Annotated in this window: 26 protein-coding genes and 1 riboswitch; of the genes, 3 read left to right on the forward strand and 23 right to left on the reverse strand. The window is 61.8% G+C overall.

Annotated elements, in window-relative coordinates; genetic code table 11:
* Positions 1–15: 15 nt before the first annotated feature.
* The 12 genes from SUTH_RS12760 to nosZ form a co-directional block, all read right to left on the reverse strand.
* Entirely contained in the window at positions 16–957 is a 942-nt protein-coding gene (locus tag SUTH_RS12760) for a prenyltransferase (protein ID WP_231851006.1), read from the reverse strand.
* A 43-nt stretch (positions 958–1,000) separates the two neighbouring features.
* A complete protein-coding gene (locus SUTH_RS12765; RefSeq protein ID WP_052473853.1) occupies positions 1,001–1,441 on the reverse strand; it encodes a TlpA disulfide reductase family protein in 441 nt (146 codons plus the stop codon).
* 146 nt (positions 1,442–1,587) lie between these two features.
* On the reverse strand, positions 1,588–2,415 hold the full coding sequence (locus SUTH_RS12770) for an ABC transporter permease (protein ID WP_041099733.1): 828 nt from the start codon (positions 2,413–2,415) through the stop codon (positions 1,588–1,590).
* A 9-nt stretch (positions 2,416–2,424) separates the two neighbouring features.
* Positions 2,425–2,889 (reverse strand): hypothetical protein, encoded by a 465-nt coding sequence (locus SUTH_RS12775; protein ID WP_041099735.1) that lies wholly within the window; start codon positions 2,887–2,889, stop codon positions 2,425–2,427.
* Positions 2,889–3,809, reverse strand: coding sequence for an ABC transporter ATP-binding protein (locus SUTH_RS12780; RefSeq protein ID WP_052473617.1), 921 nt, complete (start codon positions 3,807–3,809; stop codon positions 2,889–2,891). Before SUTH_RS12780 ends, SUTH_RS12775 begins: the two co-directional genes overlap by 1 nt.
* Before the next feature lie 118 nt (positions 3,810–3,927).
* On the reverse strand, positions 3,928–4,908 hold the full coding sequence (locus SUTH_RS12785) for a NapH/MauN family ferredoxin-type protein (protein WP_041099737.1): 981 nt from the start codon (positions 4,906–4,908) through the stop codon (positions 3,928–3,930).
* Positions 4,905–5,678, reverse strand: coding sequence for a 4Fe-4S dicluster domain-containing protein (locus tag SUTH_RS12790; protein WP_231851007.1), 774 nt, complete (start codon positions 5,676–5,678; stop codon positions 4,905–4,907). The genes SUTH_RS12785 and SUTH_RS12790 overlap by 4 nt, the downstream gene beginning before the upstream one ends.
* 71 nt (positions 5,679–5,749) lie before the next feature.
* Positions 5,750–7,141 (reverse strand): nitrous oxide reductase family maturation protein NosD, encoded by a 1,392-nt coding sequence (gene nosD, locus SUTH_RS12795; RefSeq protein WP_084207398.1) that lies wholly within the window; start codon positions 7,139–7,141, stop codon positions 5,750–5,752.
* Between the two features lie 9 nt (positions 7,142–7,150).
* The gene (locus SUTH_RS12800) at positions 7,151–8,125 is read right to left on the reverse strand and encodes a hypothetical protein (protein WP_041102314.1); all 975 of its coding nucleotides are present in this window, start codon (positions 8,123–8,125) and stop codon (positions 7,151–7,153) included.
* Positions 8,126–8,212: 87 nt separating this feature from the next.
* Complete coding sequence (locus SUTH_RS12805; protein ID WP_041099741.1) at positions 8,213–8,953, reverse strand: c-type cytochrome; 741 nt, start codon at positions 8,951–8,953, stop codon at positions 8,213–8,215.
* A 118-nt stretch (positions 8,954–9,071) separates the two neighbouring features.
* Positions 9,072–9,380 (reverse strand): c-type cytochrome, encoded by a 309-nt coding sequence (locus tag SUTH_RS12810; RefSeq protein ID WP_041099743.1) that lies wholly within the window; start codon positions 9,378–9,380, stop codon positions 9,072–9,074.
* Between the two features lie 75 nt (positions 9,381–9,455).
* Positions 9,456–11,750, reverse strand: coding sequence for a Sec-dependent nitrous-oxide reductase (gene nosZ, locus SUTH_RS12815; protein WP_041099745.1), 2,295 nt, complete (start codon positions 11,748–11,750; stop codon positions 9,456–9,458).
* Positions 11,751–11,958: 208 nt separating this feature from the next.
* Between nosZ and SUTH_RS12820 the strand changes: the two genes are divergently transcribed.
* Complete coding sequence (locus SUTH_RS12820; RefSeq protein ID WP_052473618.1) at positions 11,959–12,426, forward strand: hypothetical protein; 468 nt, start codon at positions 11,959–11,961, stop codon at positions 12,424–12,426.
* An 80-nt stretch (positions 12,427–12,506) separates the two neighbouring features.
* Here SUTH_RS12820 and SUTH_RS12825 read toward each other — a convergent pair whose 3' ends face one another.
* A complete protein-coding gene (locus tag SUTH_RS12825; RefSeq protein WP_041099747.1) occupies positions 12,507–13,061 on the reverse strand; it encodes a response regulator transcription factor in 555 nt (184 codons plus the stop codon).
* Positions 13,058–14,350 carry an ATP-binding protein gene (locus tag SUTH_RS12830; protein ID WP_052473619.1) on the reverse strand — a complete coding sequence of 431 codons (1,293 nt, stop codon included), beginning with the start codon at positions 14,348–14,350 and terminating at the stop codon, positions 13,058–13,060. Before SUTH_RS12830 ends, SUTH_RS12825 begins: the two co-directional genes overlap by 4 nt.
* Positions 14,351–14,435: 85 nt before the next feature.
* Between SUTH_RS12830 and SUTH_RS12835 the strand changes: the two genes are divergently transcribed.
* Positions 14,436–15,089 carry a c-type cytochrome gene (locus SUTH_RS12835; RefSeq protein WP_052473620.1) on the forward strand — a complete coding sequence of 218 codons (654 nt, stop codon included), beginning with the start codon at positions 14,436–14,438 and terminating at the stop codon, positions 15,087–15,089.
* A gap of 9 nt (positions 15,090–15,098) precedes the next feature.
* On the opposite strand, the gene ahbB (SUTH_RS12840) is transcribed toward SUTH_RS12835, so the two are convergent.
* From ahbB (SUTH_RS12840) to SUTH_RS12880, 9 genes are all read right to left on the reverse strand, one after another.
* Positions 15,099–15,599, reverse strand: a complete 501-nt coding sequence (gene ahbB, locus SUTH_RS12840) for a siroheme decarboxylase subunit beta (RefSeq protein WP_197539585.1) — start codon at positions 15,597–15,599, stop codon at positions 15,099–15,101.
* Complete coding sequence (locus SUTH_RS12845) at positions 15,592–16,074, reverse strand: Lrp/AsnC family transcriptional regulator (protein ID WP_041099749.1); 483 nt, start codon at positions 16,072–16,074, stop codon at positions 15,592–15,594. Before SUTH_RS12845 ends, ahbB (SUTH_RS12840) begins: the two co-directional genes overlap by 8 nt.
* On the reverse strand, positions 16,067–17,137 hold the full coding sequence (gene ahbB / locus SUTH_RS12850; protein ID WP_197539586.1) for a siroheme decarboxylase subunit beta: 1,071 nt from the start codon (positions 17,135–17,137) through the stop codon (positions 16,067–16,069). The genes SUTH_RS12845 and ahbB (SUTH_RS12850) overlap by 8 nt, the downstream gene beginning before the upstream one ends.
* 2 nt (positions 17,138–17,139) lie before the next feature.
* Positions 17,140–18,303: a cytochrome D1 domain-containing protein gene (locus SUTH_RS12855; RefSeq protein ID WP_041099751.1), complete on the reverse strand. Its 1,164-nt coding sequence runs from the start codon at positions 18,301–18,303 to the stop codon at positions 17,140–17,142.
* A gap of 8 nt (positions 18,304–18,311) precedes the next feature.
* On the reverse strand, positions 18,312–18,650 hold the full coding sequence (locus tag SUTH_RS12860) for a c-type cytochrome (protein WP_231851008.1): 339 nt from the start codon (positions 18,648–18,650) through the stop codon (positions 18,312–18,314).
* Positions 18,640–18,942: a cupredoxin domain-containing protein gene (locus tag SUTH_RS12865; protein WP_041102320.1), complete on the reverse strand. Its 303-nt coding sequence runs from the start codon at positions 18,940–18,942 to the stop codon at positions 18,640–18,642. The genes SUTH_RS12860 and SUTH_RS12865 overlap by 11 nt, the downstream gene beginning before the upstream one ends.
* A gap of 49 nt (positions 18,943–18,991) precedes the next feature.
* The gene (locus tag SUTH_RS12870; protein WP_041099755.1) at positions 18,992–19,819 is read right to left on the reverse strand and encodes an ethylbenzene dehydrogenase-related protein; all 828 of its coding nucleotides are present in this window, start codon (positions 19,817–19,819) and stop codon (positions 18,992–18,994) included.
* A 57-nt stretch (positions 19,820–19,876) separates the two neighbouring features.
* Positions 19,877–20,467, reverse strand: coding sequence for a NapC/NirT family cytochrome c (locus SUTH_RS12875; protein ID WP_171817366.1), 591 nt, complete (start codon positions 20,465–20,467; stop codon positions 19,877–19,879).
* A 146-nt stretch (positions 20,468–20,613) separates the two neighbouring features.
* The gene (locus tag SUTH_RS12880) at positions 20,614–22,251 is read right to left on the reverse strand and encodes a cytochrome D1 domain-containing protein (RefSeq protein WP_456243276.1); all 1,638 of its coding nucleotides are present in this window, start codon (positions 22,249–22,251) and stop codon (positions 20,614–20,616) included.
* A gap of 270 nt (positions 22,252–22,521) precedes the next feature.
* Positions 22,522–22,734, forward strand: a riboswitch (cobalamin riboswitch).
* A 131-nt stretch (positions 22,735–22,865) separates the two neighbouring features.
* On the opposite strand from SUTH_RS12880, the gene SUTH_RS12885 reads away from it, so the two are divergent.
* The gene (locus tag SUTH_RS12885) at positions 22,866–24,674 is read left to right on the forward strand and encodes a TonB-dependent receptor domain-containing protein (protein ID WP_041099759.1); all 1,809 of its coding nucleotides are present in this window, start codon (positions 22,866–22,868) and stop codon (positions 24,672–24,674) included.
* Positions 24,675–24,689: the final 15 nt, after the last annotated feature.

The raw sequence follows: 24,689 nt of genomic DNA on the forward strand, positions 1-24,689 counted from the left end.
CCAACACGACAGGCTTCAGATCGTGCGGCTCCACGGGGTGGCTAGAACGATGGCCAGGACCAGACCATGAAGGCTGGCGGCAAGGATGGTCGATTTCAGCGCGGGGGTGAGCTGCGCCGGTTGCCCGGCATTGGACCAGAGCTGGCGGGCTGCGGCGACACTGGCGGCAGCGGGCAGCAAGGCGATCATGGCTGCCTTGGGCAGATGGCCCAGCAGCACCATCAGCAGGGGCCAGCCGTAGGCCAGCGCGGCAATCACCACATAACCCCAGCGTGCCTTGGCCACGCCCAGCCGCACCACCATCGTGTGCTTGCCGGCACTGGCATCGGCCTTCACATCCGGAAACTGGTTGATGTAAAGCACGTTGGCCACCAGCAGGGCAAAGCCAAGACCGGCGGCAACCGGGACAAAAGCAAAGCCGTGGCGCTGCACGAAGTCGCTGCCGACGACGACCAGCAGCCAACCCGCGGTGATGGCGAATTCGCCCAGCCCGCGGCTCTGCAGCTTGAGCGGCGGCGCGGAGTACGACCAGCCCACCACCAGACCGGCCAGGCCGATCAGGATCAGGCCAGAGGCGCTGACGGCGGTCAGCCACAGTCCGGCGGGAACCACCGCGGCGAGCAGCGCATAGCCAAAGATGCCCGTGGCGCGCTGCGAGAGAACGCCGTTCTGGATGAAGCGACTCCCACCGGTGAAGGGAAACTGGCGCTCGGTGTTGACCGCGTCGCAGCCGGAAATCGCATCGTAGTAGTCGTTGATGACATTGGCGCCGGCGTGCGCCATCAGGGCAAAGAACAAGGTCGCCGTGGCCAGCGCGGGCCCGATGGGGATGCCGGAATATGCTGCAGTAGCCAGGCCCAGCAGGCATCCGACGAAGGTGACCGAGAGAAACGCCGGCCGCGTCGCCGCGAAGTAGCGCAGAAACGGGTTGTGCAGCGCGTCCAGGGTGGGTTCCATTGGCTTCGGCATGGGGAGTGTCCTCGATCTGTGTCCTGCTTGCTTATTTAAGAGCCGTCTCGGCGGCGGCTTCGATTTCGGCTTTTTTCATGGCGCCCAGCTTGCTCGCCACGATCTCGCCCTGTCGGTTGATGACTATGGTGAACGGCAGGCCGGCCTTGGGATTGCCCAGTGCCTGCATCAGCTCGATGCCCTTGTCCCTGGCCAGCAGCACCGGGTAGTTCATCTCGTAGGCCTTCATGAAATCGCGCACCGATTCGGCCTTGTCTTCGAGGCCGATGCCGAGCACCACCAGTCCCTTCTTCCGGTACTTGTCGTGGGCCTTGATCAGCTCCGGAATCTCGACCCGGCACGGGCCGCACCAGCGTGCCCAGAAATTCACGACCATGGGCTTGCCGCGATAGCTTTCCAGCGCAACAGGCTTTTCGTCGGTGCCGGTCAGCGTTGCAGCGAACAGCGCGTCGCTGCCGGCGGCATGTGCCATTCCGGCGGCCAACACGGCGGCGACGGCCACAATTCGCCGTTGCCTGTCCGCGAAGCGGAATCCCAGGCACGCAAAGCGAGCCAGCGCCGTCCGCGGGGGATACCGCCACCGGCTCCGCCGGAGACATGGCTTCTGATCCGCCTGCGTCACGGCAAGTCGCCGCGGCGGAACAGCTGATAACCGAGGGTCGCCGCAGCGACGCCGAGCACCGTCGGATAGACCAGGGCGAATACCTTGTAGCCGGTGACGCCGAACATGTCGAGAATCACATAGGCCGATGGCCCGAGCACGATCAGCTGCGGGTCGAACAGTGCCAGCGCGGCGGTGCGGAACACCTGCAGAGGGTTGGCCAGCGCCATGGTGACCGCGACTTCCGGCGTGACCTTGCCCTGGATCATGACGCCGAGCAGGATCAGGTCGAGGAACAGCAGCAGCGTCAGCCAGACGAGGAAGGCGGCGCCCTGCGCCATGTCGGTGCTGCGCGCCAACGCCGAGATCAGCATGCCGATGCCGAGGAAGCAGGCGGCCATCACGGCGAGCAAGCCGGTGTAGTAGCCGAAGATGCCCCACGGCACTTCGATGCCGCGCACCAGCGCAATCAGCACCGCCAGCACCATGGCGCCGAACACCGGCAGGAAGATCACGATGTAGCGGCCGAGGATCTTGCCCCAGAACCACGCCGCAAGCGAGACCGGCAGCGACAGCAGGTATTCATAGACGCCGGCCTCGCGGTCGCCCGCCACCGAACGCACGGTGGTGATGAGGACGAAGATCGGCAGGATCGCCATGGTCAGTTGGATGTAGGTGACCAGCAGGCGCGACAGGCCGATGAAGCCCAGCACGCGCGATTCGGTCAGGCCGAAGAGGAACAGCAGCGCGACGATGCCGCCGAATACCAGCGTGTAGATCTGGAACCAGCGCGCGCGCAGCGATTCGACGATGTCGAGTTTGGCGGTAAGCCAGAGTTGTTTCATGCGTATTCCCTACTTTCCCTTGGCCAGCACATGCTGGCGCATTTCTTCGAAATCGAAGGCACCCGCCTCCGGATAGGCGATGGCACCGTAGTTGTAGCCCATGGGCGAAGTCTTGCCACCGACATAGTGTGCCTTGCGCGCCTCCAGCCATTTCTCGCCCTGGCTGGCGACATCGGCGACCCAGAACCGGGTGGCGGGCTCCGTCAGCCACGGGTAGTCCCTCGCCTTGTCGCGCAGCCAGAACGCCGCACATCCGATGTCGTCGAACTTGAACACGACGTTTTTCTCGCCGCCGCGCATTTCCGCGGCAAAGCGGCGATCGGAAATCACCATGCTGCAACGGACGCAAGTGTCCCGATCCCATTTGATCTCGGCCATGCCCTCCGGCCACGAGCCGGTCTTGCCGCAGGCCGAGAGCGCGGTCGCCAGCGGCGTCAGCGACAGGCCCGCGGCGATAAAACGACGCCGATCCATCAATTCGCCGACTCGCCAGCACCGTCCGCAAGGGATGCCGCCCCCGGCTCCGCCGGAGGCATAACTTTTCCCGCTTCCTGCAGGGAATAATCGCTGATCAGCGCGACGTAGCGCGATGTCATTCCCATGAAGCGCAGGCGATCGGGACCGGGGACTTCGCCCTCCCATTCCAGGCCATTGCCGAGATCGCGGAAGTTCCAGGTCTGCATTGCCTTGGTGAATGCGGCCTCGTTGCGCTTGATCGAGATGCGGCAGGCGAACTGGCCGGAGAGCGACACATCGTCGGCCACGCGGTCGTCCAGCACCACCTTGCCCATGTCCATTTCGATCACGCGATTCACCAGCGCCGACACCTCGTTCAGGCGATGGCTGGATATCAGCATGGTGACGTCCTCCTGCCGCTCGGCGAGGAGTTCGAAGAATATCTTGCGCGCCTCGGGGTCGAGGTTGGCGGCCGGTTCGTCCATCACCAGCACCTTGGCATCGCGTCCGAGCGCGATCGCGATCAGCAGCTTCTGTTTCATGCCGCCGGAGAGCTTGACGAAAGGCCGCGCCAGGATCGGCGTCAGATCGAGGCCCAGGCGCTGCGCCAGTTCATGAATGCGCACCGGATCGGTGCCGCACAGAGCGGCGGAAAAATCGATCAACTGGGCCACCGGCATTTTCAGCGGCGGCGGCAGTTGCGGCACGAAACCGATCGCGCCCAGCACTGCCGTGCGCTCCTGGCGCGGATCGCGACCGTCGATCGTCACCTGGCCGTCGAAAGTGTATTCGCCCAGCAGGCAGCGAATCAGGGTGGTCTTCCCGGCGCCGTTGGAGCCGATCAGGGCGACGCGCTCGGACAGGCCGATGTCGAGGCTGATGTCGTCCAGTACGCGAGTCTTGCGAAAGCTTTTTGCTACGTTTGAAAAACGGATCATGGCTCGGAAGTAAGAACGAAAGGCGTTGTCCGCAGATTTCGCAGATTACACAGATTGAAAACCGAAATAGGGTTCGCCTTAATCCGCGAAATCTGCGAAATCTGCGGATCAAGGGTCTTCATAGCAGCTTGGAAAGGCCCTTGACGTCGAAGGTAAGCGAACCCGTGGGGCAGGTGTCGACGCAGAGTCCGCAGCGGGTGCAATCGGGGCCGATCGGAATTTCGGTGTCCACCGCACGTCCCTTGATGACGGTATCGAGCACATGCGGGACCAGGCAGACCTTGCGGCAATCGCCTTCGTGGAAGCAACCATCGAGTTTGTACTTGATGCGCACCGGCGAGAAGATGCCGACCACGCCGTAAGTCAGGCCGATCGGACAGGCATAGCGGCACCAGGCGCGGCGCGAAAAGAACACTTCGAACACCAGCAGCGCCAGCACCCACAACAGGGCCAGGCCCGGACCGTAGATCAGCGCCCGCGAGACGATGCCGGTCGGTGAAATCGCCTCGAACACGGTGTAGCCGGTGGCCAGGGCCAGGACCGCGAACACGATCCACGAGAGGGTGCGCAGGCGACGATCGATATTCTGGTCGGTCACCAGTTTCTTCTTCACCAGCCAGAGATGGATCTTCTCCGCGCCTTCCGCCAGAAGATGATAAGGACATACCCAGGAACAGAATGTGCGCCCGCCCAGCAGCAGCCAGAGGACGAACACCGTACCGGTGCCGATCACCAGATTGACGATGATGTGCTTGTGCGCCAGCATCACCTGCAGCGCCGAGTTCAAGTCGATCAGGTGAAAACCGATGAAGCGCGATGCCGTCAGTGCACCTTCGAGAATCTGGATATCAAGCCAGAATGAAACCGTGAACAGCAGGTTCGCCACGACGAGCACCGCCCAGCGCCGGTTGCGCCATTTGTGCACCTTCTGCGCATTTTCATGCGCGACCATGGCTTCCTGCAGGCGCTCCTTGTTGGTGGCGCGCTTGAGGATGTGGATTTCCTGGGCACGCTCGGAAATCGCCCCTGGCTTTTTCGCCTCGCGGCCGAACATCACCGCGATCTGGTCGAAGAATCGGCGTTTGAGGTAGATATTCATGTGTTCCACACCTCGCGCGCGTCGATCACGATACAGGTCGGCTCCACGGGGCAGATCATCTCGCAGACGCCACAACCGACGCAGGGTTCATGCACCACCGGCGACTTGCGCTTGGTGCCGTCCGGGGCAAACACGGTTTCGATTGAAATCGCTCCCTTGACCGGGCATTCGCGCACGCAAAGGTCGCACTCGGCGACATCATAGGGATGATCGGCGACGCGGATCGGCTTCCAGCGATTCACCTCCATGTAGCGCATGCGGCCCTTGAACGATGCCCCGCGCACTTGTCCCTTGAAACCCTTGCCCTGTATTGCAAGGCAGGCTTCCGGTCGCGTCAGGCGCGCGACGCCGATGCGCTCGCTCAGGTTCAGTGTCGGTTCGGCATCCTTTTCCTTGGCCTTGAGGATGGGTGCGGCTGCCAGTTTGGCGCCCTTGCGCACGCCGAGGAAGGCCGGCTTCTTGTAGACCAGCGACCCGGTGGGACACGCCAGGATGCACTGCACCGCATCGCAGGAGAAATCGCAGGCCTGCTCGCGCGCATCGATGTAAGGTGCGCCAACGCCAAAACCGTCGACCAGGTCAGCAAGCTTGATCGCCTGTACCGGGCAGACCTGAACGCATTGCCCGCACTTGATGCAGGACGACAGGAAATCCTTTTCGTCCAGCGCACCCGGGGGCCGCAGACGCTTTTTCTGGGCATAGACCAGGGGCAGATAGCCGGAGAGCGCAGCGCCCATCACCCCGCCGGTCAGCAGAATGGTGCGCAACACGCGACGGCGCGCCTGTTGCGCACGTTCCCGCGATTGAGGCGGTTTTCCGGCTGAAGGTGGTGTCGATTCGCTCATTCTGTCACCTTACTCTTGATCAGTTGCGGCTTGGTGAAGCGCGGCTTGTCATCCTTCAGAGTCAGCTCCGGCGACGAAAAAGGCGCCAGTCGCTCAAGAAAATCCAGCAGTTCCATCACCGGCGAGTTCTTGAAGAACCGCGCCGGCGGCATTTCGATCCATATCTGGTCGGCGTAGGCATAGAGTTCGTAGGGCGTATCGCCGATTCCGTTGTGATCGCGATCGAAGCCCTGGTAGTCGTCCCAGTAGTTGCCCCGCCATTCGTTGCGGCCGGATTCGCCGCGCCCGGCTTGCACCACATTGGTCAGGTTACCCTCAAAGACATTGTCGGTGACCACATTGCCGCCCAGTTCGCTGGTCAACTTTACCGCAATGCCGTTGTAGGCAAAGCGATTGTTGCGCACCCAGATCTTGCTGTCGGGCTGGAAGGGCGACAAATCGGAGCCGATGCCGACCGCGCAGTAGATGATCTCGTTGCCTTCGACTACCGCGTTGCTGGCCTCCTTGAACCCGACCGCCATGCCGGCGGCGCCGGTTGCATGGGAGATCAGGTTGTTGCGCAGCACTCCGCCCTCGGTGTACATGAAATACACGCCAACGGAGTTGTCATAGAAGCTGTTGTCCTCGACCACGTTGTTGTTGGCGAACATGAAGTGGATCGAATAGCGGCTGCGCTTGCCGACATTCTTGCGATAGATGTTGTCGTGGGAATACCAGGCCACCATGTCGCGCGAATCGACCACCTCGTTGCCTTCGATCAGGTTGCGGTCGCTGTACCAGAGTCGCAGCCCGTCGCCGCGCACGCCAAGTTCGCGGGGCTTCGAACGTATCTTGTTGTTGCGCAGGACGCTGTCGCTCGACTGCTTCAGATCGATGCCGAACAGGCAGTTGTCGATCACCAGACCCTCGATCACGTTGCGGTGACCACGCACATCCAGACACGAGTCGTCGGTATCGTGCGAATCGCCGGAGCCTGTCAGATGCAGGCCGCGCAATACCGCGCCGTCGGCTTGTAGCGAAAACACGGTACCCTTGTCGCCGGCGTCGATCGTCACCTGCCCGCCACCATCGATGATCAAGGGCTTGGTCATCACGACCGGGCCGGAATATGCGCCGGGCGGCGGACGCAGCGTCGAGCCCGCCGGTGCCGCATCCACCAGATCCTGGAACGGCTTCAAACCATGCACGCGCTTGTCGCGCTCATGGAGCATGTAGGTCGGCTTGGGCCGGTCCACGCCAACCCGCGGCGCGGTGGACAGGTCCGCTGTCGATCCGAAACCGGGGGGCTTGTCCTCGTCGGCGTCGCGGTCCGCGGGGCGCGCTACCAGCAGCGATGAGACACCGAGCAGCAAGGCAGGCAGCAAAGCCAGCCAGCGTTTCAGTTTCATGGCCGCGACCTAGGAATTGCGCATTTGCCTGCGGCGCAGCAGCAGCGCCATCATCAGGCAGCCAAAGGCGACCAGCAGCAGCGCATAGCCCCAGTAGGGATAGGAATAGGTCGAGAACTGCGCCACCTTGCCTTCGCCAAACACGGTCGGCATGAATGGCTTGACGGTAAATGCCCCCCAGGGATGCATGTTGTGGCCGAAGAACCACAGCCAACCGGCGTATTCGATGACGAAGAACACGGGCATCAAGGCCGGCACCAATGCCAGCAGCAGCGAGAAGCCTCGGAACTTGGCCACGCCGGCGACCACGATGGCCATCGCCACGATCAGGCCGACGATGACCCCGGTGGTGATGGTGCGCACGTTGTCGCCCCAGACCTTGATCTTGTCCGGCTCCTTGAAGAAGGTACCTGCCTCGCTGACGTAGGCGGCGATATGGGTTTCCATATGCCCCAGCACGAACTGATGCACCACCATCCACACCGCCACCGCGGCAAACCCTGCCGCCAGCACCATCAGGCGCTTGCGGCCCTCCGGGGCGATGAAACCCAGCAGCATGACGACGAAAAAGCCGAAGAAGAACTTCGCCAGCGGCTTCTCCACCGGCGCACCGGTGGAAATCGGGAACATGCCGACATAATGATTGATGGTGTTCATCTCGTGCACGCAGTCAAGACCTTCGGCATCCTTGTTGACGTTCTTCTGCGCATCGAGAACGGGGTTGTAGCGTTCCACGGTGTGATCGAGATCCTTTTGCAGGATCTCGCCGCTCATGCGGGTGCCCGTACCCGCGGCCCGGCAGCCGTTGTACACGCCATCGAAGTGGAAATGAATCCGGATGCCGTCAGGAAAGGCATCCTTCGGATAATTGGGCGCCGTCAGCGATACCCACCAGATCGGCGAGAAATAGGAGGCGATCAAGGCCACCATGGCCACCAGGGTCAGGGTGGTGATCAGCAGATTCTGTTTTTTATGGTCTTGCATCATGTTCTCTGTATGCGGGGATGAGGCTAACCGAAGGCGGATCGCCTCCTGACCGGCGCCAGGACGCGATCGCTCCGGGTGAGGCGCTTACTTCTTCTTGCCGCCCTTGGCCGGGGCTGCCTTGCACATCGAGCCCGGCATGGTCAGGCTTGCCTGATAGGCCGAGATGGCAACGAGCTGAGCGTTGTCATACTTCTTGATGATCTTGACCATGTCCGGGTTGGCGTTGCGGCGATGCCCGTCACGGATTTCCGTCATCTGGCGCAGCAGGTACTTGTAGTGCTGGCCGGCCAGCACCGGATAGAACTTGTCCTTGACGCCTTCGCCGTTGGCCTTGTGGCACTCGATACACTCCTTCTCGTACATCGCCTTGCCGTCGGCGATCTGCTTGGCGGCATCGGGACCCTCGTACTTGCCGTGATCAACCGGAATGCACAGGCTTTCAATGTAAGCCGAAACGTTCGCCAGTTCCTGCGCGTCAGTCAGCTCCTTGGCAAAGGGGTACATGGTCGGATTGTCACGCAGACCGGCGCGAATGTCGGCCATCTGCTTGATCAGCACCGTGGTGTGCTGGCCGGCCAACTGCGGGAAGGTGCCATCGGAACGACCGGCGCCTGAGGGCAGGTGACAGGCACCGCAAACCTCATAACCTTCCTTGCCGGCCTTGGCATTGCCCTTGAGCTTGAGCGCCTCGATCTTCTCGCCTTCCTGGGCGTTCCATTTGTAATCCTTGGATTCAATGCCCGCCTTCTTTTCGGCTGGCGGCGCCGCCAGCGCAAATGCGGGAATCAGTGCTATCGAGAGCGCCAGTGTCAGTGACTTGTACATATTTCGCTTCCTCATCAATGTGTGAGAACCATGCCAATGATCGCACATTAGTACATCATGGATCATTGATATTCCTCAATTGGCAGACCCTGCCGTACCAGGCAATGGTCAACCCCGGTTATTTAATTTCGGAGAGATACTTGGCCAGTTGCTTGATTTCATCATCCGATACCAGATGCATGACGCCCTTCATTGCCGCCGAGTTGCCATTGGCGCGCGCGCCGCTCTTGATGTCCTGCATCTGCTTCTCGGCGTACTTCGCATTCTGCCCGGCCAGCTTGGGATACTCGGGGGTCAGCGGCTTCTTGGCATCCTTGCCATGACAGGCAATGCAGGTTTTTTCAAGATACAGCGCCTTGCCGTCGGCCAGAGCCGGTGCGGCGAAGGAAGTGACGGCAACCGCCGCAAGAACCAATCCGTACTTCATGGGTATTCCCTTTCTAAAAGAAAACGGGGGGCAGAGTATATCTGCCCCCCGGAACCTGCCTTGATCTAGTTCAACTTACTTGACCTTCCTGGCTCCATTTTGCTCAAGGTAGGTCTTGGCGCGCAGACCGAGGTCGGCGGTCTTGACCTGGTATTGCCAGATCTGCTCGGCCCAGAGGTTGGCATTTTCCCAATCCTTCTTGGCGGCAAAGCCTTCATGCTTCTCCTTGAGACCCTTGGTCTTGCCCAACTGGTCGAATGCATCCTCGACCATGGCCACGACATCCGGGAAGTCCTTGTAGTTGACGCTGGTGATGTAAGCCACGACGGAGTCGATGATGGCCTGGGTGTCGGCTACCTTCTTCACTGTCGCCTTGTAGTCGGCTTCCGTATAGCTGCCCTTCGCCAGTTCCTTCTTGGCGGACGGCTTCCAGCCCTTCGGCTTGACCAGCATGTAGCCCATCATCTCCAGGTGCAGCGCGGAGCAGAACTCGGTGCAGTAGTATGGGTAGACGCCCTCCTTGTCGGCCTTGAACTTGACGGCCACGGTCTTGCCCGGCTCGACCGACGCATGAACGTTGTAGGTCGATACCGTGAAGCCGTGGGTTTCGTCCTGGGCGCGCTCGAGGTTGGTCAGGTTGATCGTCACTTCGTCGCCGACTTCGACATCGATGGTTTCCGGCGTGATGTGCGAACGGATCAGGGTGCCGAACACTTCGACCTTGTTGCCCTTCCTGACGATCTTCTCCTCGCCGGCGCGAACGGCACCCGGATGCGGCTTGTCGGTGCGGCTGTCGGTGCCGACCTTGTAGCGCACGGCGGGCTTCAGCTTCTTCGCATCGATGGCCACCACGTAGTGCGGCTCGCCCAGCGGCAGGGGCATGTCATACAGCAACTGCATCTTGTCGCCGCTGATGTCGATCAGCTGATGGCTCTGCGGCTGCAGCGGGCCAACCGGCACGAAACGATCGATGGAAAGCTTGTTCAGCGCGACCAGGTACTTGCCGGCCGGCTTGGTCGAATCGCCTTCCATGGTCATCAGGTGACCGATGTTGTAGTGCACGCTGATCTTGTCCAGCACCTTGCCTTCGCAATAGTTCCACTTGGCAACTTGCGAATCCACGTACAGCGAGGTGTAGGCGACGCAGGCCTTGCTGTCATACTGTGTATGCAGGGGGCCGAGGCCCAGCGATACCTGCGTATGCAGCGCATCCTTCATGCCGATCACCGGGATGCCGTAGGCGTCCTTGGACTCGAACTTGCCGGCCTTGATGGCGGCCTGGATCTTCTCGAAGCTATACACCGAAACGTGCGTGTCAAGCTTGCCGGCAACCACGATGTGCTTGCCATCCGGCGTCACGTCGACACCGTGCGGGCTCTTCGGCTCGGGAATCAGATACAGCAAACCTTCCTTGACGGCCGTCTCGATCGAGATCACGTCGTGGCCGTTGATCTTCTTGGCCTTGCCGGCCTTGACGACTTCGGCAGCCTTCTTCCAGTTGATCACGTGCAGATAGTCGGTGTCCTTGGCGGAGCAACCGGCCTCATACGGCGGACGGCCCTTCTCGATGCCGCCGACGTAGCGCTCGGAACAGAAGGAGTTGGTGAACGACCAGCCTTCGGATGCACCCTTGCCGGCGTCCGACAGATCCTGCCAGTAGGGCGGCAGTTCGAGCGAGAAGGAATCCTTCGTTACGATGCGGCCTTCCTTGCGGTCGAACTTCCAGTAGGTGACGCCGCCGCGATACTTCTCGTTCATTTCCTCGAGCGGGTAGAACTTCTTGTTCTCCAGCGGCGCCGGATACTGGGCGGCTTCTATCACGTACTCGGTGTTGGTGGTGACGAAGGCGCCGCCGTGCTCGGACTTGAAGATCGGATTGACGACGATCTGCTTGGTTTCGAAGTCGCGCAGGTCGATCACGGCGAGGCGCGGATTGGCCTTGTCGTTGATGAACAGGAACTGGCCGTCATACTCGCCATTGGTTTCCGAAATTGCCGGATGGTGCGTATCGCCCCAGGTGATGTCCTTGCCGTCGATACGGCCCTGTGCAAGCACCTTCTTCGAGCTCTCGTCGAAGCCGTAGCCCTGCCAGGGTTCCGGCGTGAACACGCCGATGTACTTGAGGATGCGCATCGAGGGAATGCTGTACACAATGACCTGGCCCGACTGACCGCCGGAACTGAAGGCGACGAATTCGTCGCGCTTGCCGGTAGGCACATAGGTCTTGGCGGCAGCCAGCAGATCCTGCTGACTCAAACCGCGCGCTTTCAGCACATCCGCCAGGTTGTCGGCCGACCAGGCTGCGGTCGCCGCCAGCCCCATGCCGGCTGCCAGCAGCAGCGAGGTAGCTTGCTTGTTAAACTGCTTCATTGATGTCACTCCCATTCCGGTTGATACTGCGTTAGCACAGATTCCGATGCGCCCTTGCTGCCTGATCGTCGCTGCGACACTTCGCCGCTGCGACAATATGCCGCGCATGTTACCGCCAAAGCAAGCCGAAACGGCTTGACCTAGATCAAATGTTGCCACGCATCAATGCACCGTATGAAGCCATAATGCGCCACGGAGAAATTCGGCCTTGAAATTCAGCAAATCCCATCTCCTGAATCTGGCGATGATCGCCGCCCTGGTTGCCACAGCCATCATCGGCCACCAGTTGTCGCCGCTGTTGCTGCCCAAGGCGGACATAACGGGTGTCGTTGAGCCGGGATGCGACTTGCAACGTCGCGCATGCACGGCAACCCTGCCGCAAGGGCGCATGGAGTTTTCCATCACGCCGCGGCCGATACCCTTCCTGCAGCCTTTGCGCGTAGAAGTGATCGTCAGCGGAGTCAAGCCGAGAAAAGTCGAAGTGGACTTTGCCGGCGAGAGCATGAACATGGGCTACAACCGGAGCGAACTCCCCGCCACCGATCCGGGACGCCATGTCGGGGAAGTCTCGCTGCCGGTATGCGTTTCCGGCGGCATGACCTGGGTGGCAACGGTCATTGTCGAAACCGACCGGCAACGGATTGCCGTGCCCTACCGGTTCGACGTGGGGCACTGATGATGCCCCTGCGGAGTGGTCTAAGCCCGCAAACGACGCGGGCAAAGCCACTCCGGATGACGCGGCATCGGCGTTACTGGTTACTGCTTTGCCGGCCGCTTCAGCAGCTTGCGCTGCAAGGTGCGCCGATGCATGTTGAGCGCCCGCGCGGTGGCCGATATGTTGCCTTTCTGCTCGCGCAGGACACGCTGGATGTGCTCCCATTCCATGCGATCGACCGACATGGGCGTTGACGGGACGCCTGAAGCCGTGCCGGCTTCGGACGAACGTTCATCGTTCTCCAGCGAGTGACCGAAGGCGCGCAGCAGCGTGTCGACATCCACCGGTTTGGCCAGGTACTGCACGGCACCCAGCTTGATCGCATCGACCGCCGTGGTGATGCTGGCGTAGCCGGTCAGAACCACGATGCGGCAGGCGGGGTTGATTTCCAGCAGGCGCGGAATCAAGCCGAGGCCGGATGATCCGTCGAGATTGAGATCCAGCACCACCTTGTCCGGCGCGGCCGCCTGCGCCATGCCGACCGCCGCCGCCGCCGAGCGCGCGGCCTCCGCCGCGTAGCCGCGCCGCTTCAGCGCGCGCAGCAGCGTGGCGCTGAATGTGTCATCGTCTTCTATGATCAGCATGGTCTCGTTCATGTCGCTTCCGGTGCCTTCCTCAAATCTCGGTTTTGCGCTATCGGCAGTTCGATGCTGGCCCGCCCGCCCCCGCCGGGCGCATTGTCCAGCATGATCCTGCCTCCCAGTCGTTCAATTGCGGAAAACGCCAGCAGCAAGCCGATGCCCGCCCCGCCACCGCGTGCCGGCAGGGGTGCGCGGCCGGCCTGACGCAGCACCTCGTCCGCAAACCCGGGGCCGCCATCCGTTATCACGATCCTCAGCATTGCTGCGTCCCAGCCAAGCCCGATGTCGATTTCCGCATCGCAGGCGTCGGCTGCATTGTTGAGCAGGTTCACCACGGCTTGTTCCAACCTGGCGTCGGTCGCGATCCACGGTATCGACGCGGCGTCTTCTTGGTACCGCAACCGGCTGCCCGCCCGCGGCCGCATGGCGTGCCAGCGGGCACGCACACCCTGCAGCCAGGCCCCTGCATCCTGCAGTTCGAGCTGCTCCGGCCGCTGCGCGCCGGCCCGTGCCGCCATGCTGCTGATAATGCCCTTGCAGATGTCCACCTGTTCCTTCACCAGCGCCAGGTCGGCGTGTACTTCGGCATTCTGGAAAGTCTCCCGCTCCAGTTCGCCGACCACCACGGCAATGGTCGCCAGCGGCGTTCCCAGTTCATGCGCGGCACCGGCGGCCAGGGCTCCCAGCGCCACCACCCGCTCGTCCCGCAACGCCTGCTCATGGGCCGCGGCCAGACGGCGATCGCGATCTCGGATCGAAGCCGTCATGCGCGCCACGAACCAGGCAATCATGGTTGCCGAGACCACGAAAGTCAGCCACATGCCGGCCAGATGCAGGCGCGCCGCGCGCTCGGCATCGCCGACAAACAGCGGCAGGAAAGCCCACATCAGCAGCGAATAGAGCCCGACCGCCAGCACGGCAACCGCGGCGGCGTGCCTGCCCGGCAACGACAGCGCGGCCACGGCGACTGGCACCAGCAGCAGGGAAATCAGCGGATTCGCCGCCCCGCCCGACAGATACAGCAGGATTGCCAGCGCCGCCAGGTCGACGCACAGCTGGCCGAACAATTCGCCGCCCCCCACCGGTTCGTCCGCGCGCGTGCTCCACTGCACATAGGCATTGAAGCCGGCCATCAGCCCGACCACGGCGAACATCGGCAACTGCGGCAAGGCGATGCCCAGCAGAGTCGGCGCTGACGATACGGCGACCACCACGGCCGCCAGCAGCCACCAGCGCAGGATCACCGTGCGGCGCAGGTCAAGCCGCAGATTGGAACCGTCCTCGGGAGTAGTAAAATTTGGCATCGGCGGATTATCCGACACTGGTCAAGGAAAAGCGCGTCCCGCGACTGCGACAATGCGTCGCATCACTGGAGCAAGGAATATCAAGATGAAATTCAAGTTTCTGGTTTTGTTGTTTTCGCTGGGCATCGGCAATCCGGGAAATGCCCAGAACCTCGAAAAGGGCAAGGAGATCAACAGTACCTGCGCCGGCTGCCACGGCGAACTCGGACAAGGTGGCTCGCGCGGAGAGTATCCGCGCCTCGCGGGCCAGCAAGTCAAGTACCTGGAGTCCCAGCTCAAGGCATTCCGCGCCCGGACGCGGGTGAACATCCCGATGTACCCCTACACCCAGGAACGCGAGTTGCCGGACGAAGACATCAAGGATGTCGCGGCATATCTGGCCTCGATAGAACTTCCCACCAAGTGGCCGGTGTTCAAGGACAGCGATGACGCGCTGACGCGCCTGACCCTGACCGAACGCGTCATGATCATCCCGCGCGCACCAGGCAACCTGGCCAACGGCGAAGCGATCTACCAGAAGAAGTGCGTCACCTGCCACGGCAAGACCGGCATGGGACGCGGCATGTTCCCGATGCTGGTCGGCCAGTACACCAGCTACCTGATGCGGCAGATGGAAAAATACATCAAGGGCGAGCGCCCGCACGACGAGGAAGCCGTCGGCGGCCTGCTCAATACGCTGAAGGAAGAAGACCTGCAGGACATCCTCGCCTATGTGACGTCCATGCAGGAGCGCCAGTAGGGACAGCCATTATCCGGCGATGCGCAGCCCGGTCTTCTTGAGGATCGCGGTGCTGTAGAGGATGTCGTGCGCCCGGCAGGCATCGCCCAGCAGCACGGCGATTTCCGCCACACGGGCGGCGACCTCTTCCCGGTTCTGGCTGTGCACCATGGCGAACAGGTTGTAGGGCCAGTCCGGCAGGCGGCGCGGGCGCCGGTAGCAGTGCGTGACGAACTCGAGTGCGCCGACCTCGATACCCAGCCTGTCGATGTGTTTGTCATCGACGTCCCACACCGACATGCCGTTGGCGGTGTAGCCGATGGCATAGTGGTTGGGTACCGCGCCAATGCGCCGGATCACGCCGCGATCGAGCATGCGCTGCAGGCGCTGCAAGACCTCGCCGGCGGTGATGTTCAACTCGCCCGCCAATGCGTCGTAAGGTCGCGATACGCGCGGCAAGCCGCCTTGCGTGGCGACGATCAGGCGCCGGTCGGTGGCGTCGAGTTCGATGTCCGGGTTCGCCTCACGCACGCAACTTCATCTCCACGAAATACTCCCGTTCCTTCGGAAAAGCGAACACCGGCAAGCCGGTGGCAGCCTCGATCGCCGCGGTCGTTTCGGCAATGCCCTGCGGCGTGGCGGTGGCCAGAACGAACCACATGTTCAGCGCATGCTCGCGGCGATAGTTGTGCGCCACTTCGGGGAAGGCATTCACCTGCGCCGCGACGCGCTCGAATTCGGCTTCCGGCACCCGCATCGCCGCCAGGACAAAGGCACCGCCGGCGCGCTCGATCTGGAACATGGGACCGAAGCGCGTCAGCACGCGGCGTTCAAGCAGCGCGTCAAGGCGGCGCAGCAGTTCTTCCTCGCCCAGGCCGAGCGTTGCGGCAACCTGCCGATAGGGCTCGGGCACCAGGGGAAAGTCGCCCTGCAGCGCGTTGATCAGCTTTCGGTCGATCTCGTCCAGCGTTCCCCCGGACGCCGTCCCGGAAGCGCTTTCAGTCATTGCACAAGCCGCTTGCCGTCGCCTGCGCCGTGCGGGTTTCAACGAAATAACGCGCACCGCACTGTTTGAAACGGCGCGTCGAGAACAGTGCCTGCGCGGGCAAGCCCGTCAGTCGACCGAGACGTTCGATGATCGGCTGCGCTTCTTCGCGCGAACGGCCATGCACCATGCAGAAAAGGTTGTAGGGCCAGTGGGGAAGGCTGCGGGTGCGCCGATAGCACAAGGTGATGCCGGGTTCCGCGGCCAGTTGCCGGCCGATCCGGTCGACGTCGGCATCGGGCACATCGAAAACCACCATCGCATTGGATCGGTAACCCAGTTCGTGATGTCGCACGACCACCCCGAAGCGCTTGATCAGGCCTTCCTCCAGCCAGCCCGCGAGCCGCTTCAGCACGTCGCCCTCGCTCATGCCCACCCGCTCGCCGAGGCGGGCGAACGGCCGCGCCACCAGTTCAAGCCCGGGCTGAAGCGCCGCAATCAATTGCTTCTCCGCGGCATCCGGCTCGCGCGCCGGGGTGTCGGGAATCCAGGCGTGGTGCTTGTGCGCCGAGTTCAGGTCGAAGCCGAGGTCAATGTGATATTCCTGCTCCAGCGGCAGGGAGAGCACGGCGCAGCCAGTCTCCTGCTCGATGGCCGCCAGCGTTTGTGCCAGGGTTGCATTGTCGGCGGCAGTGACGACGAACCAGAGGTTGTACTGGTGTTCGCGCTGATAGTTGTGATTCACTTCGGGTCGCGCACTGACCATCGCCGCAATCTCTTCCAGCCGCCCGGCCGGGGCAGCCAGCGCCGCCAGCGTCGACGCACCTACCCGCCGCGGCGCGAACACCGCGCCGACACGGCTGATGGCGCCCCGCGCCTGCAGTCGCCTGAGTGTCTCGAGAACCGCCGTCTCGCCATCCGCTACGGCGAGGAGAGCGTCTTTTGCTCGACCGCCTTGTAGCGCAGGAGTTTCATCAGCGCCGACTGCTCCGCCGATTGCCTCGAACGGCTGCGCAACGATCGGAAAATCGCGCTGCCATCCGTTGAGCAAGGCGAATTCAAGCGGGGTATAGGGAGCGTCCACTTTCAAAATCCGATGCGTGCTGCGCGGCTGGTGAAAAAGATGCCTGACGGCGCGTCGGCCGCAAAGCTGCCGAGATTCCTGAAGCTCTTCGTGTCATGGATGACGACCCGGTTGTCGTCGCGCGCGGACAGCCAGACCGCCTCGCCGCGTGGCGTGAACTCCATGTGCAACACCGCCTTGCCCGGCTGCAGGGTCTGCACCACCTGGCCCGACAGCGTATCGATCACCTGCACCCAGCCGTTGTCCGGGAAAGCGAAATTGACCCATATCTGGCGGCCATCGGGACTGGCCATGACGAACACCGGCTGGCCCTTGACGGCCACGCGGCCGGTTTCCTTCCAGGTTGCGGCATCGGCCACCAGCACCTCGTGGCGGCCGATTGCCGGCAGCCAGGCGCGGCCGGCGGCCACCGACCAGCCACGCAAATGCGGCATCTTGAACACCGGCAGCTTTTCCTCGCCGCGGCCGTATTTTTCGAGAATCTTGCGTGCGCCCTTTTCCGGTTGCCACAAATCGAGGAGCGCGACACCATCTTCGCCGAACAGGCCTGCAAGATAGTGACGCCCATCGGGCGTAACCAGTCCGTCATAGGGTTGCAGGCCGGCCGGATAACGCTTCGTGACGGGCTTCTTCGGCTCCGAAAAATCGCTGACCCAGATTTCGCCGCCATCGAACAGCGCGTAGGCGAACTTGTTGCCCGGCACGTCGGCCAGGCCGACCACTTTGGAGAAACGCCCCGGCGCATACTCGGCGGGAACTTCGGAGAGCAGTTCAAGCGTTTCCGCATCGAATGCCTTGATTCCGCCCGGCGTGTAATTCTGCGCGACGACGATGCGGCCGTCCTGCGAGATCGAACCGCCAATGGCGTTGCCCGACTGCATCACCCGCTTGACGATGCGCGCTTCGAGCAGATCGATCTTGGTCAGGCCGCCATCGCGACCGAAGACGAAGGCGTAACGGGCATCACGCGAATAGACGACGGAAGCATGCGAAAGATCGCCGAGACCGCCAATGCGCGCATAGGGCTGCCGGCTGCTGGTATTCACCAGCGTGACATGGCCGCTGGCGCGCTCGATGACAAGGCCGAGATCTCCGGTACCGCGCAGCGGGATGCCGCCGCAGGCACCCAGCAGAATGGAGAAAAGTCCAAGCAAAACCAGTCGCATTGTTTGTTTCATTCAGGAAACCCGGCCATCAATTTCGCAACGATCCATTTTGCTTCATCCTCTGTCAGGAAGCGGTGCCACGGCGGCATCGGCGTACCGAGCCGGCCGCCGATGATGGTTGCCACCAATCCCTCAACGGGCTTGTCGGCGAGGGTTGCCGGCAACAGCGGCGGTCCCAGCCCGCCTTGCAAAGTCAGGCCGTGACAGGAACCGCAATCCTGGCGCACCAGATGCACCAGTTCCTTCTGCCTGGCCATTGACGGCTCTGCCAGCAATGGGGTGGCGATGCCGCCCGCCAGGATTACCAGCAGCACCTTGAAAAATTCGCACCCGCGCCTACTCGACAACGACGATTCCCTTCATTTCCTCATGCGGGCCGCAGCGATAACTGTAGCTGCCGGCTTGCATGAACTTTCGCTGCCAGCTCTCATCCGGGAATATCCGTTCCGATTCGAGCCCGTTTTCAGCCGGAAAGAGCACCGAATGGCTGGTGCGTTTCTCGCGGTTGATCCACTTCACCGTATCGCCTGCCTTGATGCGAACTTCCTGTGGAGAAAATCGATATTCCCGAATCGTCACGTCCACCGTCTGCTCAGCCGCGGCACTCCAAGAAAAAACGAGTGCCAGCAATGCCGGCACTCGTCTCCATGGGTTGCCGCCGGTGAACATCTCCGGAGCGAAAGCCGGTTTACTGCTTCGTCACCTTGATATCGCCATCGGCGCCGATGCCCAGGGCATAGCCCATGGACACATGGTGGAAGCGGCCGCTGGCATGGTCGGCGTGAATCGCGAAGCCGAAGGGCACGGTCTTGCCTTCGCCCGGATTCTTGCGCGTGAAGGTCAGCGTGTAGGTGTCGCCGCTTTTGCCGCCCTCGACCTTGGCGCCGGTCGAGCCGCCGCTCATCTTGCGCTCGGTAGTGATGCTGCCGTCGGACACCTTGTTGCCCTTGCTCGCCCACTGCACCAGTTCATAGGCGCCTTCCTTGGTGTATTTGGTCTTCTTGTCGTCGGCGCCGGGCATGGTCCTGGCATCGGCATGGCATGTCTGCCAGCAACCGACCTGGGCACCCTGCGGTACCTTGGCGTCGCCGAACAGGAGCGTGGCCTTGACGTCGTTGTCCTTGTCGCCCTTGTCCGCGCCGCCGGCCGGAGCCTTGAAGCTCAGGCGGATGTAGAGGTTGGCGGCATCATAGGCAGCTTGCACGCCGACCGGGAAGTTCAAGGTCTTCGGCGCGCCCTTGGGCTCCAGCTCCTTGGCGTCGGCAAGACGCTTCATGTTGAAGTTCAGTCCGCCCTTCTCCTCGTGGCAACCGACGCAGGACTCGCCCTTGCGCAGGCCGGCAGTACCGCTGTGGTCGGACTTCTTGGTGATCCACTCGATGGGCGTGACGCCCGGGTGGAAGACCTGGATATCGCGCTTGGGCACCTTGCTCCAGTCGGGTGCGGCCATGGCCGCCTGTGAACCGATCGCGAGCAGAACGCCGGCAACCGCGGTGGAAATGATGGACTTGCTCATTTGATGCTCCTCTCGAATATTGAATGCTACTTTGGGGATTGAACCGGGCAGTGACAATTACTCGTCGTCATCTTCCTTCATGCCCTTGGGCTTGTTGTGGGCGATACCCTTGTGGCAGTCGATACAGGTCTTCTTCTCGGCAATGCCGATCTTGTGCATCTTGGCGCCGCGCAATTTCTGCTTTTCGGTGTCCATGCCGTCGAAGCTGTGGCAGTTGCGGCATTCGCGCGAATCGCTGGCCTTCATCCGCGCCCATTCGTTTTCGGCCAGTTGCAGGCGGTGCGCCTCGAATTTCTCGGGCGTGTCGATGATGCCGGTGATCTTGCCCCAGACTTCCTTGCTCGCCTGGATCTTGCGCATCATCTTGTGCGTCCAGTCCTTGGGCACGTGACAATCGGAACACACGGCGCGCACACCCGTACGATTGGAATAGTGGATGGTCTTTTTGTATTCCTGATAGACATTGTCACGCATCTCGTGGCAGCCAATACAGAACTCCAGGGTATTGGTCGCTTCCATGGCGGTATTGAAGCCGCCCCAGAAGAAGATGCCGGAGAAGAATCCGACTACCAGCAGGCTAAGCAGCGAGTATTTCGCGCTCGGCCGGCGGATCATCGCCAGAAACCCGGATTTGTCGTTGTCTGCCATGAAACTATCCCCTAAATCAGCAATTCATTAAGGCCTACATGATAAAGGGGCTTACGCCCCCTTATCCTTGCTACCGATCAATTTTTCATCACGTCCGCCGCGGCCAACACCGAAAACCCGGCCCGCGGCGGAGGTTTGCCGCTCGATCAGTAAATGTCGTGCTGCGTGTTGTAGACGTTGAACTTGCCGGTCGGAGTGATCATCTTCGGATCGGTGATCACCTTCTTCACTGCAAGGGTCTTGTCGTCATACACCACGATGGCGGACTGGTCGGTCTTGCCGCCCCACAGGGAGATCCACACCTCGCCGCCATCCGCACTGTACTCTGGATGCACTGCGCGACGGGTTGCCTTGGTCACCGGCAGGCCGGAATCCTTGGCGACGTTGATGATCTTCTTCGGCTTCGACAGGTCGGCCATATCCCATACCGCCACGGATTCGGCGAGTTCCTTGTCCGGATTCTGCGGCGCATCGGCCCAGAAATGCTTGGACTTCGGATGGGTCTTGACGAACAGGTTGCCCGGAACGTGCTTCATTTCCTGAACGACCTTCCAGTTGAACTCCTTGAACTTGGCATGCTCCTTCTTGTCCGACGGAGTGCTGATCAAGGTCACGACATCGGCGCCAAGGTGACCCGTCGCCCAGACCGGACCGAACTTCGGATGCATGAAATTGGCGCCGCGACCCGGGTGCGGAATCTTGGCGGTATCGATCAGCGCAGCCAGCTTGCCGAGCTTGGTATCAACCGCGGCAATCTTGTTCGACGCATTGGCTGCAACCAGGAAGTAGCGCTTGGAAGCGTCCCAGCCGCCGTCATGCAGGAACTTGGCCGACTCGATCGTGGTCGTCTTCAGGTTCTTGATGTCGGAGTAATCCACCAGCAGGATCTGGCCGGTTTCCTTGATGTTCACCACCCACTCGGGCTTGATTTCGGAAGAAACAATCGATGCCACGCGCGGCTCGGGGTGATACTCGCCATCCACCGTCATGCCGCGGGTCGAAACCACCTTCAGCGGCTTCAGCGTGTCGCCGTCCATGATCACGTACTGGGGCGGCCAGTAGGAACCGGCAATCGCGTACTTGTCGTCATAGCCCTTGAACTTCGAGGTATCCACCGAACGGGCGTCGAAACCGATCTTCAGTTCTGCCACTACCGCGGGCTTCTCCATCCACAAGTCGATCAGCGACAGGCGACCGTCGCGGCCGATCACGTACACATAGCGGCCGGACTTCGACAGGCGCGAGATATGCACCGCGTAACCCGTCTTGACGATGCTGCGGATGTCCTTGGTGTCGCCGTCGATCAGCGCCACTTCGCCGGTGTCGCGCAGGGTCACCGAGAACATGTTCTTCAGGTTGAACTTGTTCATCTGCTTGGTCGGACGATCCTTGACCGGCACGATGACCTTCCAGGAATCCATGGTTTCCTTGAAGCTGTACTCCGGCGGCACATCCGGCGTGTTCTGGATGTACTTGGACATCAGGGTGATTTCGTCCTTGGTCAGGATGTCGTCGAAGTTCACCATGCCGCCGTCGGTACCGTAGCCAATGATCTTTTCGAGACGCGACTGGCCCAGCTTGAGCGTGCCGCCTTCGGTCTTGCTGCCATCCTTGGCCGTCTTGGTCCAGTGCGGCTCAAGGTTCTTGCCGGTGGCGCCCTTGCGCAGCACACCATGGCAACCCGCGCAACGCTCGAAGTAAATCTTCTTGGCCGTTTCCTTTTCCGCAGCGGTCATCGTGGGCGCAGCTTCCTGCGCAAAGGCACTGCCCATGGCGCCTGCCATTGCAGAAACGGCAAAAAACCCGAGTAACGTTTTCTTCATCTACCTCTCCTTTTAATGATCCCTTGAATGACTGTCTCGAAAAAACGGCAAAGTCTCTACACCCGTTGACAAGAATGCACCCGTACATTGCCGCAGCCCTTGACTAATATCAAGCAGCTCCCTCAATCGGGTGAAGTTTTAAGATTAAATTTGTGCTAGATCAAGAATCGGACTTTACTCCAGAGCCGCCGAAAGGAACATATCCGCAGCGAAACAACAGCACTTTGCTATACTTCGACCCCTGTTCGTGGTGCCCGTGCATGGTTTTCCGTGCCGGGTGAAACGGGAAGCCGGTGAGAGCCAAGCCACAAAAGGCTCGATTCCGGCGCTGCCCCCGCAACGGTAAGGAAGTGCGAGTTCATCAATGCGCCACTGGGTTCAACCCGGGAAGGCGATGAGCTAAAACTTCCAAGCCCGGAGACCGGCCAAGGACAAACCAGCGAATGCGTTGCGGGGTTGCGGCGTGCCGGGGGTTTGTCGGGTTTCCAACCCTACCCCGTCCATCACTCCCCTTCCAGGCATTCAATCGCCACCTACCGGCTGCGGGGACGCTCGCCGGCGTCGGGAGTCTTTTCATGTATCAGCGTTTCATCATCGTCGCATCCGCGGCAAACCTGCTTTTCCCTTCCGGTTCTTTCGCTGCCGATCAACTCGCGGCCGTCGTCGTTACCGCCACCCGCCAGGAAACGCGGGCCAATGAGGTGATTGCCGATGTCACCGTGATCGACCGCGAGGCGATCGAGCAGGCCGGCCCCACGACCTTGCCCGAGCTGCTTTCGCGCCAGCCTGGACTGCATGTGGTCAACAATGGCGGTCAAGGCAAGTCCTCCAGCGTCTTCCTGCGCGGTACCGGCTCGGGCCATACGCTGCTGCTGGTCGATGGCGTGCCCTTCGGCTCCGCAACCACGGGGGGGCCCACGCTGCAAAATCTGCCGCTGTCGCAGATCGAACGCATCGAGATCCTGCGCGGCCCGGCTTCCAGCCTCTACGGTTCCGACGCCATCGGCGGCGTGATCCAGGTCTTCACCCGTCGCGGCGAGGGTCCGGCGCGTGTTAACGCCTACGCCGGCATCGGCTCCGACAACACCCGCGAAGCGCAGGCGGGTGTCTCCGGCAGCAGCGGCCCCTTGTCCTACAGCTTCGGCGCATCGCGCCTGACCACCGACGGATTCAGCGTCGCCGCCGATCCCGTCCGCTACCTGGCCGCGAACTTCTCGGTCCCCAATGCCGATCGCGACGGATATCGCAACACCTCCTATTCCGGACGGGTCGTGTACAAGCTTGCCGACGGTCAGGAAGTCGGCGCAACGCTTCTGGAAGCGACAAGCCGCAACATGTTCGACAGGGGCGGAGTGCTGGTCGACGCCTACAACAACGACAAGACACGCGTCTTTGGCGCGCACCTGCGCAACCGCATCAACGCCCGATGGACCTCGACCCTGCGCTGGGGCCTCTCCGAAGACAACAGCAGCAGCTTCGATCCGGCGCACAGCCAGTTCGCCACCACCCAGACACAATGGACCTGGCAGAACGATGTGCGCCTGTCCGTGGGCAGCCTGATGCTGGCCGCCGAGAATCTGGACCAGTCCGTCACCAGCACCACCAACTATGCGATCAAGAAACGCACGGTGCGTTCCCTGATTGCCGGCTATCAGGGCAGCATCGGTGCCCACAGCTGGCAGACCGCCCTGCGCCGCGACGAAAATTCCCAGTTCGGCGGCCACACCACCAGCTCGCTGGGTTACGGCTATCGCTTCGCCGCCGAATGGCAGGCACACATCGCCAGCGGCACGGCCTTCAAGGCGCCCAGCTTCAACCAGCTCTACTACCCCGGCTTCGGCAACGTGAATCTGAAACCCGAGGAAGCCCGCAACCTCGAAGCGGGCCTCAACTGGGAACGCGACGGACACCGCGTGTCGCTGACCTGGTTCGACAATCGCATCACCAACCTGATTGCCGGCTCGCCGGCGGTCAACATCGGCAAGGCGCGCATCACCGGCAGCAGCCTGGCCTACGGCATTGTGCGCAGGGCCTGGATCGCCGATGCCGGCCTCGACCTGATGCGCCCGGTCGACGACACGAACGGCAACCGGCTGCAACGCCGGCCGGCCGAAATGCTCAAGCTGGCCCTGACCTACACGCCGGGCATCTGGAAGACCGGTGGCGAGATCACGGCGATCGGCCGTCGCTACGACACGACAACACAGGGTCGCGCAATGGGCGGCTATGCCGTCGCCAATCTGTTCGCGGCATGGGAATTCGACAAAAGCTGGATGCTGGAAGGACGCATCAACAATCTCTTCGACCGCGTCTACGAAAATGCGTGGTCCTACGCCGTTCCGGACCGGCAGGTTTTTGTCGGCCTTCGCTACGCGCCGAAATAAGCGTCCACAATAGCG

It is taken from the genome of Sulfuritalea hydrogenivorans sk43H (genome assembly GCF_000828635.1).
Taxonomy (GTDB): domain Bacteria; phylum Pseudomonadota; class Gammaproteobacteria; order Burkholderiales; family Rhodocyclaceae; genus Sulfuritalea; species Sulfuritalea hydrogenivorans.